The sequence below is a fragment of the Pseudomonas sp. LB3P93 genome (genome assembly GCF_054898025.1).
This window is the reverse complement of sequence record NZ_CM142713.1, coordinates 4,966,963-4,981,593: the sequence shown is the minus strand read 5'-3', so window position 1 is coordinate 4,981,593 and position 14,631 is coordinate 4,966,963. Positions and strand designations below refer to the sequence as shown.

Sequence of the window (14,631 nt, the reverse complement as noted above, 5' to 3'; positions counted from 1 at the left end):
TCGACGCTTCAGGAATCTGACAGGCATCGCGCTTTTTCAAACCGGATCCGGCAGGCGATAAGCAGGATGAGAAACACTATCAAGGTTAGTTGAAATCCCACCACAGGTTATGTGCTCTCACGCACCTTCAACTCAAACCCCATGTCCTGAACCGGTTTGGCCACCGAATTCCCGGCCAGCAACGTCAACATCAACTCCGCCGAACGCCGGCCAATGGCCTCACGCGGGGTGCTGATGCTGCTCAAACGCGGCACCATATGGGCCGAGGCGGGCAGGTCGTTGAAACCGAGGATCGCTACACGTTCGGGGATTTTGATCCCGCAGCGCATGGCTTCAAGCAGTGCGCCCTGGGCCAGGTCGTCGTTGCCGAAGAAGATCGCGTCCACGTCGGGATGACTGGCCAACAGTTGCAGAAACAGCTCGCCACCCAAGCCGACGGACGACGCGCGTGGCGTCAGCACTTCCAGGTCCGGGTCATACAGGCCGGCCTTTTGCAGGGCTTTGCGGAAACCTTCGCCGCGCAGCAAAGTGCGTTGATCCAGTTGCGCACCAATGTAGGCCAGGCGTTTACGCCCACGGGACAGCAAATGTTGCGCCGCCGTTTCACCCGCCGCGAGTTGCGAAAAACCCACGCAATTGAGCCCGGCCGCGCTGTCCAGTTCCATCATGTACACGCAAGGAATGTTGCTCGCCTCGATCATCCGGCGCGAACTCTCAGTACGGTCGAAACCGGTCAGCAGCAAGCCACGGGGCTGATAGGCCATGTAATTGCGCAGCAGGTTTTCTTCTTCATCGCGCGAGTAATGGAAGTTGCCGATGAGCACTTCGAAGCCCTTGGGGCGCAAAACCTGATGAATGGCTTCCAGCGTATCGATGAACAGCAGGTTGGACAGCGAAGGCACCAGAACCACCACTGAATGGCTCTGGGCCGAGGCTAACGCGCGGGCGGCAGGGTTGACCACGTAGTTCAGTTCAAGGGCCGCTTTCTGCACTTTTTCCACCAGTTCGGTGGCCACCGTGCTGACGCCGCGCAAGGCGCGGGAGGCGGTGATCGGGCTGACACCGGCCAGGCGTGCCACTTCGTTCAGGGTAGGGCGGCCAGTGGTGCGCGTATTTTTATCGTTTTTAGAGGAGATCATCGGACGGCTTGCCAAACAAAATTCGAGGCACTAAGGTAGCGCTGTCTCGATGCAGCTGCAAATGCGTGAGCGGGGTTTGCCTGATCCCCGCTTTTTGGCATTGGGAACGAACATGCTGCAACCCACAAAAATGACAAGAAGGCGTCGGCAACTTCTGCTTTTGAACGAGTGTCAGAGCTTTCAAAGGTAGCGCTGTCTGCGCGCTGAGGTGTTACATGAATCATCCCATCACCGCCCTGGTCATCATGGGCGTTGCCGGTTGCGGCAAGACTTGCGTCAGCGAGGCCTTGTGCCAACTCAGCGGCGCGACCGCCATTGAAGGCGACACTTTCCACCCTGCCGCCAATATCGAAAAGATGAGCGCGGGGATCCCCCTGAACGACGAAGACCGTGCCGGCTGGCTCGACAGCCTGTGCGATGAACTGCGCCGCATTGACGCCAAGGGCGAACGCCCGGTGCTGACCTGCTCGGCCCTCAAACACGTTTATCGCGAACGCCTGCGCAGCGCCTTGCCGGGCCTGGGCTTCGTGTTCCTGGAACTGACCCCTGAAGTTGCCGCCGATCGTGTCTCCCATCGGCCGGGCCACTTCATGCCGTCGACCCTGATCGACAGCCAGTTCGCCACGCTTGAATCGCCCGTTGGCGAGCCCTCGACCCTGGCGCTGGACGCTTCGAACCACAGTGTCGAGCAACTGGCGAAGCAGGCTCATGTCTGGTGGCTGGAACATGGCCTGAAACGCGCGTCATGATTTTTGCCCCGAGAGACAGCGCTGTCCTTATGGCTTGCGAATTACCCGCATTAATAACAACAACAACCAGGAGACACCCCTAATGTTTGGCATGTCCCACGAGACGTTCCTGCTGCTCGATGCAGTGGTCACGGTGATCGGGCTTATCGTCCTGATCACCAAGTTCAAGTTCCACCCCTTTATTGCCCTGATCATTGCCGCAGCCTTTCTCGGGCTGACCTCCGGCATGCCGATCGGCACCATCATCAAGGCGTTCCAGGACGGCTTTGGCGGGGTGCTCGGTTTCGTCGGGATCATCCTGGCGCTGGGCACCATGCTTGGCAAAATGATGGCCGAGTCGGGCGGGGCGGATCAGATTGCCCAGACGCTGATTCGTGCGTTCGGCAAGGACAAGGTGCAGTGGGCGATGATGTTCGCCGCGTTCCTGGTCGGCATTCCGCTGTTCTTCGAAATCGGCTTCGTGCTGCTGATCCCGCTGGTGTTCATCGTCGCCCGGCGTACCGGCGTGTCGATCATCAAGATCGGCATCCCGCTGCTGGCCGGTCTGTCCGCGGTGCACGGTCTGGTTCCGCCGCACCCGGGTCCGTTGCTGGCCATTGGCGTGTTCGGCGCCGACATCGGTAAAACCATTCTCTACGGTCTGATCGTTGCGCTGCCGACGGCGATCATTGCCGGCCCGATCTACGGCACGTTCATTGCCAAATACATCCCAGGCCATCCTAACCAGGAACTGGTGGATCAACTGGCGCGTGAAAACGAATCTGCCGATCTCCCGAGTTTCTCCATCACCTTGATCACCGTGCTGTCGCCGGTTTTCCTGATGTTGCTCAAGACCTTTGCCGATGTGGTGCTGCCGGACGGCAACTTCTTCCGCACCTTCATGGACCTGATCGGTCACCCTATCTCGGCCCTGCTGCTGGCGTTGCTGCTGTCGCTGTACACCTTCGGTTACAAGCAGGGCATTGGCTCCAACCAGATGCTCAAATGGCTGGACGCGAGCCTCGCGCCAACCGCCGCGATCATCCTGATCATTGGTGCCGGCGGTGGCTTCAAGCAGATGCTGGTCACCAGCGGTGTGGGTAATGTCATCGGCAACATGGCGGTGGCCGCGCAGATCTCGCCAATCCTTCTGGCGTGGCTGGTGGCGGCGGTGATCCGTATCGCGACCGGTTCGGCGACCGTGGCGACCATTACCGGCGCGGGCATTGTGGTGCCAGTGGTGGGGATGATTCCGGGTGTGAACCGTGAGCTGCTGGTGCTGGCCACCGGTGCCGGTTCGTTGATCCTGTCTCACGTCAACGACGCGGGTTTCTGGCTGGTGAAGCAGTACTTCAACATGACCGTGGCTGAAACCTTCAAGACCTGGACCGCGATGGAAACCATCCTGTCCATCGTTGCGCTGGGCTTTATCCTGCTGCTGTCGATGTTCGTCTAAGCAACACCGCAAAACCAAATGTGGGAGCGAGCCTGCTCGCGATGAGGGCCTTACATTCAGCGAAGATGTTGAATGTAAGTCCGCTATCGCGAGCAGGCTCGCTCCCACAGTGTTATGGGTAGGGCGTCAAGATTTGCTGACTAACCCATCCGCGCGAAACATCCCGCGTATCCCGCGCACAGCCTGACGAATCCGGTCCTGGTTTTCGATCAGCGCGAAGCGCACATGATCATCCCCATACTCACCAAACCCGACACCCGGCGAGACGCAGACCTTGGCCTCGGCGAGCATTTTCTTGGCGAATTCCAGCGAGCCCATGTGTGCGTACGCTTCGGGAATCTTGGCCCAGACGTACATCGACGCTTTCGGGTTTTCGACCATCCAGCCCAGTTCGTGCAGGCCTTTGACCAGCACGTTGCGGCGCTGCCGATATTGCTCGGCGATGTCCTTGACGCACTGCTGATCGCCTTCCAGCGCCGCAATGGCCGCGACTTGCAGCGGGGTGAACGTGCCGTAGTCGTGGTAACTCTTGATCCGCGCCAGGGCGTTGACCAGCTCAGCGTTGCCGACCATGAAACCGATCCGCCAGCCCGCCATGTTGTAGCTCTTGGACAGGGTGAAAAACTCCACCGCGATGTCCTTGGCGCCCGGCACTTGCATGATCGACGGGGCTTTCCAGCCGTCGTAGACGATGTCGGCGTAAGCCAGGTCGTGCACCACCAAAACGTCGTACTGCTTGGCGAGGGCGATCACCCGTTCGAAGAAATCCAGCTCCACGCACTGGGCGGTGGGATTCGACGGGAAGCCGAGGATCATCATTTTCGGTTTCGGGATCGAGCCGCGAATGGCGCTTTCCAGTTCGGCGAAGAAGTCCACGCCGGGGATCAGCGGCACCGACCGCACCTGGGCGCCGGCAATCACGGCACCGTAGATGTGAATCGGGTAGCTCGGGTTCGGCACCAGCACGGTGTCGCCCTGGTCGAGGGTAGCCAGCATCAAATGCGCCAGGCCTTCCTTGGAACCGATGGTGACAATGGCTTCGCTTTCGGGGTCGATGTCGACCTCGTAGCGCTCCTTGTACCAATTGGAAATGGCCCGGCGCAGACGCGGAATGCCCTTGGACGTCGAGTAGCCGTGGGTGTCTTCGCGCTGGGCGACGGTGACCAGTTTTTCCACGATGTGCGGCGGAGTCGGGCCGTCAGGGTTGCCCATGCTGAAGTCGATGATGTCTTCGCCACGACGACGGGCGGCCATCTTCAGCTCGGCAGTGATGTTGAATACGTAAGGGGGGAGTCGATCTATGCGCGCAAAGCGGCGCGGCGAACCTGGGTTAGCCATTGTTGCCTCGGTAACGTGAGCGCCCGGAACCGTCCGAGCGACGCTGGCCACTGCGGTGGCCTGTGGCGGAATGTAAGGGCTGTTGTGGCACACTGTCCAGCCACTATGTAAACAAATTTGTCCGAAGGAACCCGGTTGATGGAATTTACCAGCGGCTTTCTGCTGAGCCTTTCGCTGTGCCTGGATATCGGCGTGGCCAATATCGCGATGATCACTTTGGCCATGCAACGCGGCTATTTTCAGGGCTTTGCCCTGGGGTTGGGGACGTGTGTCGGCGACCTGATTTACGCAGTGCTGGCGTTGGCGGGTATGACCGTTTTGCTGCAATACGAAACCGTGCGCTGGGTGCTGTGGATCGGTGGTTCGGCGTTGTTGATTTATTTCGCAGCGAAGATGATCTATTCGGCGATACACCATGAGACGGTGCTGGCGCAGTCCGCGGAGGTGGGGCAGAACTCCCATCGTAAGGAGTTTTTCCGCGGGATCTTCCTGGCCATGTCGTCACCGAGCGCCATCCTTTGGTTTGCTGCGGTGGGCGGCACGCTGATCGCGCGTTCCGGTGGTGGCGGGGCGCTCAGCTCGGCGTTGTTCCTCGGCGGTTTTCTCTGCGCGGGCCTGTTGTGGTCCGCCGGACTGTGCTTTGCGGCCAGCCATGGCGGCAAGTTGCTGGGTGACAAATTGCTGCGTTACTCCTATATGGCATCAGCGGCGATCTTCTGCTATTTCGCGGTCTACGTGATCCTATCGGGTTATAACGAGTTCGTTGGCGCAGGCGCCGTCGAACAGTTGCATACCCTGTAATTGGGCGAATCGGGTTTGGCTTCTATACTCCCAGCCGAACCCACTTTTTTGTTCCAGGAGTTGAGTCATGGATGAGCAAACAGGCGTAAAACCGGCCGAGCCCCGCTTCGAACACGGGCACTTCCTGCTTATTGCAGGGTTTGGTGGCCGATTTACCCAGCAGACCACGCAAGGCATCCCCGACCTTTGGGAGAAGTTCGTTCCCGAGATTGGCAAAATTCCCGGTCAAAAAGGTGAAGTGACCTACGGCATCTGCTGCAATCCCGATGGCAAAGGTGGTTTCGAATACATCGCCGGCGTCGAGATCGACAAACTCGACGATCTGCCTGAAAAGTACCGCTGGGTCGAAGTTCAGCCCCAGCATTACGCAGTGTTCGAGCACAAAGGCACCCTGGACCAGTTGCCCGCGACCTTTCAGTACATCTGGAAAACCTGGCTGCCGCAGTCCGGTAAAGAAGCGGCGGACGCCCCGGAGTTCGAACGCTACAGCGAAGACTTCAACCCGAAGCTCAATACTGGCGTGCTGGAAATCTGGTTGCCGCTCAAGTCGTAATGAACCAAGCCTGGAACGGGCACTTCACAGTGCCCGTTCGTGACTGTCGTTGGCCCCTCGCACTACCTCCCGCCTATCACCCGTTTCGCTCGATCTATACGCCGTCTTAATACCGCGACCCCCAATCAGTGTCCGTCCTTGATACCCCCTCACATAACCTGCACTGCGCAGATAAGAGCGCGTATTCAGTGCGTTTTGTGCTCTGACGCGCTCTACCGGGGCCCGATTGCGGGTGCCCATTCGTTAAGTCAGGGGGAGCTGTCTTGTTAACACTCGAGTTCATTTACATCGCCAGCGGCCTGTGCGCCGCCCTGTTGTTCGCCTACCTGGGTTACGCCCTTATCCGTGCAGAAAAGTTCTGATGGCCGCAGTCATTGCGGCACAGGCGTTTTTATTCGTCCGCCAGGGCGGTCTTGAGAAAGGAAAACGGCAATGTACGACCTGATTTTCATGGGGGTTAGCGTGGTGTTTTTTGCTGCGACAGCCATGGTCATCGTCGCCATGGGCAAGATTTGAACGGAGCATCGACATGTTGAGCACTATGCTGGAATTTGCGGTGATTCTCGGGTTGATGACCGGGCTCGCCGTTTTGATGGGGAAGTGGCTGACGCTGGTATTCACCGGGCGAAACCATGCCTTGGCGGAGCGCGCCACGTATCGTTTGCTGGGGATCGATTCGACCGAAACCATGGGCTGGGCACGTTATGGCTCGGCCCTGTTGCTGTCGAACGCGGCCATGATGTTGCTGGGTTACATCGTGTTGCGTCTGCAAGGTTTCATGCCACTCAATCCCTTGGGGCTGAGCGCGCAAACGCCGGATCTGGCGTTCAATACCGCGGCGTCTTTTATCACCAACACCAACTGGCAGGCTTATTCAGGTGAGACCAGCCTGTCCAACTTCAGCCAGATGGCGGTTATCACCTTCCTGATGTTCGTCGGCGCAACAGCGGGCGTTGTGGCCGCCGCGGGTTTCATTCGCGGCCTCAGTCGGTCGAACTCCGCTGACATCGGCAACTACTGGGTGGACTTCACTCGCACGCTGTACCGGGTGATGCTGCCACTGTGTTTTGGCATGGCGCTGGTTTATGTCTGGCAAGGCATGCCACAAACCCTGAACTCCCAGGCACTTGCCACTACGCTGGAAGGCGCGCAGCAACAATTGATCGTCGGTGCGGTGGCGAGCTTCGAGTCCATCAAGCACATCGGCACCAACGGTGGCGGTTTTTTCAGCATGAACGCCGCGCACCCGTTCGAGAACCCGACCCCGCTGACGAACATGCTGCATATCCTCAGCATGTTGCTGATCCCGTCAGCGCTGACGTACACCTTCGGCAGCATGCTGATGCGTCGGCGTCAGGGCTGGGTGTTCTTTGGCACGTTCCTGGTGATGTTCGTCGGCTTTCTGAGCATCGTTTACACCGCCGAACAAAGTGGCAACCCGCTGTTGACCCGAGTGGGCGCGGATCAGGTGCTGTCAGCGACCCAGAGTGGCGGCAACATGGAGGGCAAGGAGTTGCGCTTCGGGATTGCCGACACCAGCCTGTTCGTGACCACCACCACCGGCGCAACCACCGGCTCGGTGAACGCCATGCATGACTCGCTGACGCCCATGGGCGGCTTCGTACCGCTGGCGCAGATGATGCTCAACTGCGTGTTCGGTGGCGACGGCGTGGGCTTTATCAACCTGATCCAGTACGCGCTGCTGACGGTGTTTCTGGTGGGCATGATGATCGGTCGCAGCCCCGAATTCCTCGGCAAGAAGATAGAGGCGCGGGAGATCAAGCTGGTCATGCTCTCGGTGCTGGCCCACCCCATCTGCATTCTCGGCTTCACCGCCCTGGCGGCACTCTGGCCCGATACTCTCAATAGCCTCAACAACCAGGGGCCTCATGGCTTCAGCGAGGTGCTGTATGCCTACACCTCGGGCACTGCCAACAACGGTTCGGCGTTCGCCGGGCTGAATGCCAATACGCCGTTCTTTAACACCACCATCGGTCTTGCCATGTTGCTCGGACGCTTCTTCACGATGCTGCCGATGCTTGCGGTCGCCGGTTCCCTGGCGATGAAAAAGAACATCCCGGCCGGTGCCGGCACCATCCCGACCGCCACGCCGCTATTCATGTTTCTGGTGGTGTTCGTGGTGTTGGTGGTGGGCGGCCTGACTTTCCTGCCGGCGCTCGCGCTCGGCCCGCTGGTCGAGCAACTGCAGTTGCTGTCCGGCCAGACCTACAAGTGAGGGGGATGTGATGACTCAAGTACAAACACAAACCAAGGTGCAATTTCTGTTTGTCGGCCTGTTGCGCCCGGTGCTGATTTCGGCGGCGTTCTTCATGTTGCTGACCGGGCTGGTGTATCCGTTGTTCACCACGCTGGTGGCTAACGTGCTGTTCCCCTATCAGGCCCGGGGCAGTCTGGTTGAACGGGACGGGTTGGTGATCGGTTCGGCGATGATCGGCCAGCATTTCACTCGCCCCGAGTATTTTCAGGGGCGGCCGAGCATGACCCTCGGCGCTGACCCGCTGGATCCGAGCAAGAGCGTGGCCCAGCCGTACAACGCAGGTTCCAGTGGTGCCAGCAACCTTGGCCCGACCAGCCAGAAGTTGATCGACACCGTGGCTTTGCGCGTCGAAGCCTACCGCCGGCAGAACGGTCTGGCAGCCGATGCCCAGGTGCCGGTGGATGCGGTCACCTCGTCGGCGTCAGGTCTGGACCCGCACATCTCGGTGGCCAACGCACAGATTCAGGCTTCGCGCGTCGCTCGCCTGCGTCACCTGCCGCAAGCCGATCTGTTGAAGCTGGTGAATGCCCACACTGAGCAACGCACCTTTGGTTTGCTCGGCGAGCCCCGGGTCAATGTGCTGCAACTCAACCTCGCACTGGACGCTCTGACGCCTGCGCATCAGCCATCCCTTGCGGCCAGTGAACAAGAGAAACAACCATGAGTAAGCAAGTTCGTTTGCCTTTGTTCGACCGTGGATTGTTGCTCACGGCGTGCCTGGATGCCTTCAAGAAACTGCTGCCCCAGGCGCAGTGGAAGAACCCGGTAATGTTTGTGGTGTACCTGGGCAGTATTCTCACCACGCTGTTGTGGGTTCAATCACTGGTCGGCAAAGGGGAAGCCCCCAGTGGTTTCATTCTCAGCATCACGCTGTGGCTGTGGTTCACCGTGCTGTTTGCCAACTTCGCCGAAGCCCTGGCCGAGGGGCGCAGTCGGGCCCAGGCGGCCAGCCTGCGCGGGATGAAGCGCCAGACCCTGGCCAAGCTGTTGCAGCAACCCCGGCACGGTTCCGCCTGGAGGCCAGTGCCTTCCAGCGAACTGCTCAAGGACGCTGTGGTGTTGATCGAGGCGGGCGATCTGGTGCCCCTCGATGGTGTGGTGATCGAAGGTGTGGCGTCGGTGGATGAAAGCGCGATCACCGGGGAGTCGGCACCGGTGATTCGCGAGGCGGGCGGCGACTTTTCATCGGTCACCGGGGGCACAAAAGTGCTGTCGGACTGGCTGGTGGTGCGTATCAGCGTCAATCCCGGCGAGTCGTTTCTGGATCGCATGATCTCAATGGTCGAATCCGCGAAGCGCCAGAAGACGCCTAACGAAGTGGCGCTGACCATTCTGCTGGTGGGGCTGACGTTTCTGTTTCTGTTGGTGATCGTGACGCTGGGCCCGTATTCGATGATGGCGGTGACCATGAGCGGCGGCGACGTGGTCAGCGCAACGGTGCTGGTGGCGCTGCTGGTCTGTCTGATCCCCACGACCATTGGCGGCCTGCTGTCGGCGATTGGTGTGGCGGGCATGAGCCGGATGATGTCGGCCAACGTCATTGCCACCTCCGGGCGGGCCGTAGAAGCGGCGGGTGACGTGGATGTCCTGCTGTTGGACAAAACCGGCACCATTACCTTGGGTAATCGCCAGGCCAGCAGTTTCCTGCCAGCGCCCGGAGTCAAGGAGTCGGAACTGGCGGACGCCGCGCAGTTGGCCTCGCTGGCCGACGAAACGCCGGAAGGACGCAGTATTGTGGTGCTCGCCAAGCAGAAGTTCGACCTGCGGGCGCGGGACCTCAATGCCCTGGGGGCGAGCTTCGTGCATTTCACGGCGCAAACCCGCATGAGCGGCGTCGATCTGGCCGGTGGCCGGAGCATCCGCAAGGGCGCGGCAGATGCCATTCGCCAGCACATCGAGGCGCTGGGCGGCAGCTTCCCGTCGGCATTGCAGAGCAAGGTCGATGAAGTCTCGCGCCGTGGCAGTACGCCGCTGGTCGTGTGCGAGGGTGAAAAGGCATTGGGCGTGGTCGAGCTCAAGGACGTGGTCAAGGGCGGTATCAAGGAGCGCTTTGCCGAACTGCGGCGCATGGGGATCAAGACGGTCATGATCACCGGCGACAACCGCCTGACGGCGGCGGCGATTGCCGTGGAGGCCGGTGTCGACGACTTTCTGGCCGAGGCCCGGCCGGAAGACAAGCTGCAACTGATCCGCGACTACCAGGCGCAGGGCAAGCTGGTGGCGATGACGGGAGATGGCACCAACGATGCGCCGGCACTGGCCCAGGCGGACGTGGCCGTGGCCATGAACAGCGGTACTCAGGCCGCCAAGGAAGCGGGCAACATGGTCGATCTGGACAGCAACCCGACCAAGCTGATCGAGGTGGTTGAAGTCGGCAAGCAGATGCTCATGACGCGCGGCGCGTTAACCACCTTCAGCGTGGCCAACGATGTGGCCAAGTATTTTGCTATCGTACCGGCCGCATTCGTCGCGACCTATCCGCAACTGGGTGCCCTGAACGTGATGCACCTGAGCAGCCCGAACTCGGCGATCCTCAGCGCGGTGATCTTCAATGCCCTGATCATCGTGTTTTTGATCCCGCTGGCGCTGAAGGGTGTGACCTACCGAGCCATCGGCGCCGCTGCGTTACTCAATCGCAACCTGCTGATCTATGGGCTGGGTGGCGTGCTGGTGCCGTTCGCGGGGATCAAGGTGATCGACATGCTGTTGGCCGGGCTTGGCCTGGTTTGAAAGGACTGACTGCGCGGCGCCCTGTGTGGCGCTGTGCAGTTCAAAAGGATTGCCATGCTCGTAACTGATACGTTCACCGCTTCACGTGACGGCCGCCCTGATCCCGACGCGCTGCTGGAGAAGTTGCAACAAGACGAACAGGCCGCCCTGCGTGGCAAATTGCGCATCTATTTCGGCTCCAATGCCGGAGTGGGGAAAACCTGTGCCATGCTCATCGCGGCCCAACGCGAAGTGACCCAGGGCCGTGACCTGGTGGCTGGCGTGGTCGAAACCCATGGCCGCCGGGAAACCGCTGAACTGCTCACGGGTCTGGAGCTGCTGCCGCGCTACAGCGTGATGCATCGCGAGTGTGCCCTCAGCGAGTTCGATCTGGATGCCGCGCTGGCGCGACGTCCGGCGGTGCTGCTGGTGGATGAGCTGGCCCACAGCAACGTTCCCGGCTCGCGTCACCCCAAACGCTGGCAGGATGTCGAAGAACTGCTGCGCGCCGGCATCGACGTCTGGACCACCCTCAATGTCCAGCACCTGGAAAGTCTCAACGATATCGTCAGCGGGATCATCGGCATCCGGGTGCGCGAGACCGTGCCCGATCATCTGTTCGACGCTGCCCATGAAGTGGTGGTGATCGACCTGCCACCCGATGACTTGCTACGCCGTCTCAAGGAAGGCAAGGTCTACCTGCCGCCCCAGGCCGAGCGCGCGTCCCGGCATTTCTTTCGCAAAGGCAACTTGCTGGCCTTGCGCGAGCTGGCGCTGCGGCGTACGGCCGATCGAGTCGATGCACAGATGCGCGACTATCGCCGCGAGCGGTCCATCAACACCCTTTGGCCCGCGCGCGAGCGTCTTCTGGTCGGCGTGGCAGGCTACCCGTCGGATGAACGTCTGGTTCGTGAAGCGGCGCGTCTGGCACAAAAACTCGAGGCGGACTGGATTGTCGTCCATGTGCCTTCGGTCCATCGCCGTGAAGGCGGCGAGAACCGCTATGCCGCCGCCATGAAAACCCTGGCGCTGGCCGCTGAGTTCGGTGCCGACACGGCCACGCTGTCAGGCATGGACGTGGCCGAGACGCTGGTGGCGTTTGCCCGTGAACATAACGCCAATCGCCTGGTGCTCGGGCATTACCCGCGCAAGGTCTGGCAGTTCTGGCATCAGTCGATCAGTGACCGTATCAGCCGTCGTCACCCCGAGATCGATCAGATTGTCATCGCTCATGGCCCGTTGCCCGTCGTGGTTGCGGTGGCGGTGAACACGGATGCCGCGTTGCCGCCGAGCAGGACTGCGGCATACCTGTGGGCCAGCCTTGCCTGTTTTGCCGCCACGGCTGTGGCGGCCTTGTTGTTGCAGGTGTTTGATCTGGCCAACGTGGTCATGCTGTTTTTGCTCACGGTGGTGTTGGTCTCTCTGCGTTACGGGCGCGGGCCGGGTGTCTGGGCGGCGATGCTGGCGGTGCTGTGTTTTGATTTCTTCTTCGTCCAGCCCCGCTGGTCGTTCACGGTCAATGACACCCAGTATTTCTTTACCTTCGCCCTGATGCTGGGTATTGCGTTGATCACCGGTCAACTGACGGCCCGCTTGCGTCATGAGGCTCGCACCGCTGCTGGCCGTGAGCGGCGCGCGACGTCATTGGCGAGGCTGGCTCGCGACCTGTCGGCGGCGCTGACGGTGGAGCAGATTACGGAGGTGGCGCTGCGCACCTTCAGTGGCGTGTTTGAAGCGCGGGGCGGGCTGGCACTTCCGGACGCTATAGACAGTGTCCATTCCAGTGGCGCCGGCACGTTCCCGATCGATGAAAGCATTGCCCAATGGGTTTACGACCACGGCCAACCCGCGGGTCAGGGCACCGATACACTGGCGGCCGCTCAAGGCCGCTATTTGCCGTTGAAGGCGCCCATGCGCGTACGCGGCGTGTTGGTGCTCGAACTGGCTGAACCCGAGCGATTGAGCGAGCCTGAAGAACAGCGTTTGCTCGAAGCGTGCATGAGCCAACTGGCGATTGCGCTGGAGCGGGTGCATTTCGTCGAAGTGGCGCAGAGCACCCTGGTGCAGATGGAGGGCGAGCGCATGCGCAATACGCTGCTGGCCGCGATCTCTCATGACTTGCGCACGCCGCTGACCACCATTATCGGCGCGGCAGATGCGGCGGCACCTCACGCGCCGCCCGGACCGCTGACGCAGTTGCTGGGCGGTATCCGCGATCAGGCCAGCTCCATGCAGCGATTGATCGAAAACCTGTTGGACATGGCCCGGATGCAGGAACGCGGTGTGCGCCTGAATCGGCAATGGCACTCACTGGAGGAAATCGTCGGCAGCGCTTTGCGTCAACTGCGCGAGCCATTGGCGCGGCACGTCGTGCGCACCGCGCTGTCGCCGCAGTTGCCGTTGGTGGAAGTCGATGCGCTGTTGATCGAGCGCGTGCTGGTCAACCTTCTGGACAACGCCGCCAAGTACACCCCGGCCGGAACGCTGGTGCAGGTGGCGGCCCGGCAAGAGGAGGACAACATTGTGCTGGAGGTGATCGACGCCGGTCCCGGTTGTCCTCAGGGCAGCACACCTCAGAGCCTGTTCGAGCCGTTCACCCGTGGCCAGCAGGAGTCGGCCGTGGCCGGCATCGGCCTTGGGCTGGCGTTGGCAAAACGCATTGTCCAGGCCCATGGTGCAACGATCGAGGCCCAACCCCAGGCCACCTCGGGTATCCGCTTTGTCATCACACTACCGGCGGGTCACCCGCCTTCCATGGAATCGCTATGACCAGTGCAACCAGTGCACGCATCCTCATTGTCGAGGACGAGGCCAACATCCGCCGTTTCATCGGCATCGCGCTGCAGGATGAAGGTTTCCAGGTGTTCGAAGCCGACAACGTCAAACGCGCCCTGATCCACGCCGCCAGCCGTCAACCGGATCTGGTGATTGTCGATCTGGGTTTGCCCGACGGTGACGGCAAACAATTGATCAGCGAGCTGCGTGGCTGGATGACGGTGCCGATTCTGGTGCTGTCGGCCCGTGATCGTGAAGAGGAAAAAGTGGCGGCACTGGATGCGGGCGCCGACGATTACCTGGTCAAACCCTTCGGCGTGCCCGAGTTGCTCGCGCGTATCCGCGCCCAGTTGCGTCGACATGTGCAGAACGGAACCGCCGCCGTCACCAGCAAGGTGACTTTCGGCGTGATCGAAGTGGACCTGGCCACACACGAGGTCCGGCGCGAGGGCCAATCGGTCCATCTGACGCCCATCGAGTATCGCCTGCTTTGTGCGTTGATTCGCGGACAAGGACGGGTCATGACCCATCGCCAGTTATTGCTGGAAGTGTGGGGGCTGGATTACGTCGATCGTGCTCATTACCTGCGAGTGCACATGGCGCACCTGCGGCAAAAACTGGAGGCCGATGCGGCCCAGCCGCAGCATTTCATCACCGAATTGCAGGTGGGTTATCGCTTGGTGGGGCTGTAGAGCAAGGATGGCGCTGGTTGCAGCGCCCGGCCTTGTGTCGTTCACTTGTCTTTCTTGATTCGGCGCTCGCGCAGGAAATCGATGTACAGCGTGATGAAACCGAACGAGCTAATGCTGAACAACACGAGTAGGCCGATTTGAGTCGTGCTCATGATCACAGTC

The 14,631-nt window shown here is 60.7% G+C and carries 12 protein-coding genes; 10 read left to right on the top strand and 2 right to left on the bottom strand.

Going from position 1 to position 14,631, the window contains the following annotated elements:
* Positions 1-107: 107 nt before the first annotated feature.
* A complete protein-coding gene (gene gntR, locus ACYZT8_RS22645) occupies positions 108-1,139 on the bottom strand; it encodes an HTH-type transcriptional regulator GntR (protein ID WP_461976086.1) in 1,032 nt (343 codons plus the stop codon).
* A 215-nt stretch (positions 1,140-1,354) separates the two neighbouring features.
* Here gntR and ACYZT8_RS22640 point away from each other — a divergent pair, with 215 nt between their 5' ends.
* Complete coding sequence (locus tag ACYZT8_RS22640; RefSeq protein WP_461976084.1) at positions 1,355-1,888, top strand: gluconokinase; 534 nt, start codon at positions 1,355-1,357, stop codon at positions 1,886-1,888.
* 82 nt (positions 1,889-1,970) lie between these two features.
* On the top strand, positions 1,971-3,323 hold the full coding sequence (locus tag ACYZT8_RS22635; RefSeq protein ID WP_461976082.1) for a GntP family permease: 1,353 nt from the start codon (positions 1,971-1,973) through the stop codon (positions 3,321-3,323).
* A gap of 126 nt (positions 3,324-3,449) precedes the next feature.
* On the opposite strand, the gene alaC is transcribed toward ACYZT8_RS22635, so the two are convergent.
* Positions 3,450-4,661 carry an alanine transaminase gene (gene alaC / locus ACYZT8_RS22630; protein WP_461976080.1) on the bottom strand — a complete coding sequence of 404 codons (1,212 nt, stop codon included), beginning with the start codon at positions 4,659-4,661 and terminating at the stop codon, positions 3,450-3,452.
* Positions 4,662-4,799: 138 nt separating this feature from the next.
* On the opposite strand from alaC, the gene ACYZT8_RS22625 reads away from it, so the two are divergent.
* The 8 genes from ACYZT8_RS22625 (at position 4,800) to ACYZT8_RS22590 (ending at position 14,469) form a co-directional block, all read left to right on the top strand.
* Positions 4,800-5,462 (top strand): LysE family translocator, encoded by a 663-nt coding sequence (locus ACYZT8_RS22625; protein ID WP_461976078.1) that lies wholly within the window; start codon positions 4,800-4,802, stop codon positions 5,460-5,462.
* Positions 5,463-5,529: 67 nt separating this feature from the next.
* Entirely contained in the window at positions 5,530-6,015 is a 486-nt protein-coding gene (locus ACYZT8_RS22620; protein WP_461976076.1) for a GyrI-like domain-containing protein, read from the top strand.
* Between the two features lie 263 nt (positions 6,016-6,278).
* Complete coding sequence (gene kdpF, locus ACYZT8_RS22615; RefSeq protein WP_095130908.1) at positions 6,279-6,377, top strand: K(+)-transporting ATPase subunit F; 99 nt, start codon at positions 6,279-6,281, stop codon at positions 6,375-6,377.
* Positions 6,378-6,544: 167 nt separating this feature from the next.
* Positions 6,545-8,251 (top strand): potassium-transporting ATPase subunit KdpA, encoded by a 1,707-nt coding sequence (kdpA, locus tag ACYZT8_RS22610; RefSeq protein ID WP_461953587.1) that lies wholly within the window; start codon positions 6,545-6,547, stop codon positions 8,249-8,251.
* A 10-nt stretch (positions 8,252-8,261) separates the two neighbouring features.
* Entirely contained in the window at positions 8,262-8,957 is a 696-nt protein-coding gene (gene kdpC / locus ACYZT8_RS22605; RefSeq protein ID WP_461976074.1) for a K(+)-transporting ATPase subunit C, read from the top strand.
* Entirely contained in the window at positions 8,954-11,023 is a 2,070-nt protein-coding gene (kdpB, locus tag ACYZT8_RS22600; RefSeq protein ID WP_461976072.1) for a potassium-transporting ATPase subunit KdpB, read from the top strand. The genes kdpC and kdpB overlap by 4 nt, the downstream gene beginning before the upstream one ends.
* 54 nt (positions 11,024-11,077) lie before the next feature.
* Positions 11,078-13,771: a DUF4118 domain-containing protein gene (locus ACYZT8_RS22595; RefSeq protein WP_461976070.1), complete on the top strand. Its 2,694-nt coding sequence runs from the start codon at positions 11,078-11,080 to the stop codon at positions 13,769-13,771.
* Positions 13,768-14,469, top strand: a complete 702-nt coding sequence (locus tag ACYZT8_RS22590; protein WP_461976068.1) for a response regulator — start codon at positions 13,768-13,770, stop codon at positions 14,467-14,469. The genes ACYZT8_RS22595 and ACYZT8_RS22590 overlap by 4 nt, the downstream gene beginning before the upstream one ends.
* Positions 14,470-14,631 lie beyond the last annotated feature (162 nt).

What these genes read in the sequence shown, in the direction of transcription:
- ACYZT8_RS22640 (WP_461976084.1), top strand. Translation starts at nt 1,355, where the DNA reads ATGAATCATCCCATCACCGCCCTGGTCATCATGGGCGTTGCCGGTTGC.
- ACYZT8_RS22625 (WP_461976078.1), top strand. Translation starts at nt 4,800, where the DNA reads ATGGAATTTACCAGCGGCTTTCTGCTGAGCCTTTCGCTGTGCCTGGAT.
- ACYZT8_RS22595 (WP_461976070.1), top strand. Translation starts at nt 11,078, where the DNA reads ATGCTCGTAACTGATACGTTCACCGCTTCACGTGACGGCCGCCCTGAT.
- kdpA (WP_461953587.1), top strand. Translation starts at nt 6,545, where the DNA reads ATGTTGAGCACTATGCTGGAATTTGCGGTGATTCTCGGGTTGATGACC.
- ACYZT8_RS22635 (WP_461976082.1), top strand. Translation starts at nt 1,971, where the DNA reads ATGTTTGGCATGTCCCACGAGACGTTCCTGCTGCTCGATGCAGTGGTC.
- ACYZT8_RS22620 (WP_461976076.1), top strand. Translation starts at nt 5,530, where the DNA reads ATGGATGAGCAAACAGGCGTAAAACCGGCCGAGCCCCGCTTCGAACAC.
- alaC (WP_461976080.1), bottom strand. Translation starts at nt 4,661, where the DNA reads ATGGCTAACCCAGGTTCGCCGCGCCGCTTTGCGCGCATAGATCGACTC.
- kdpB (WP_461976072.1), top strand. Translation starts at nt 8,954, where the DNA reads ATGAGTAAGCAAGTTCGTTTGCCTTTGTTCGACCGTGGATTGTTGCTC.
- ACYZT8_RS22590 (WP_461976068.1), top strand. Translation starts at nt 13,768, where the DNA reads ATGACCAGTGCAACCAGTGCACGCATCCTCATTGTCGAGGACGAGGCC.
- kdpC (WP_461976074.1), top strand. Translation starts at nt 8,262, where the DNA reads ATGACTCAAGTACAAACACAAACCAAGGTGCAATTTCTGTTTGTCGGC.
- gntR (WP_461976086.1), bottom strand. Translation starts at nt 1,139, where the DNA reads ATGATCTCCTCTAAAAACGATAAAAATACGCGCACCACTGGCCGCCCT.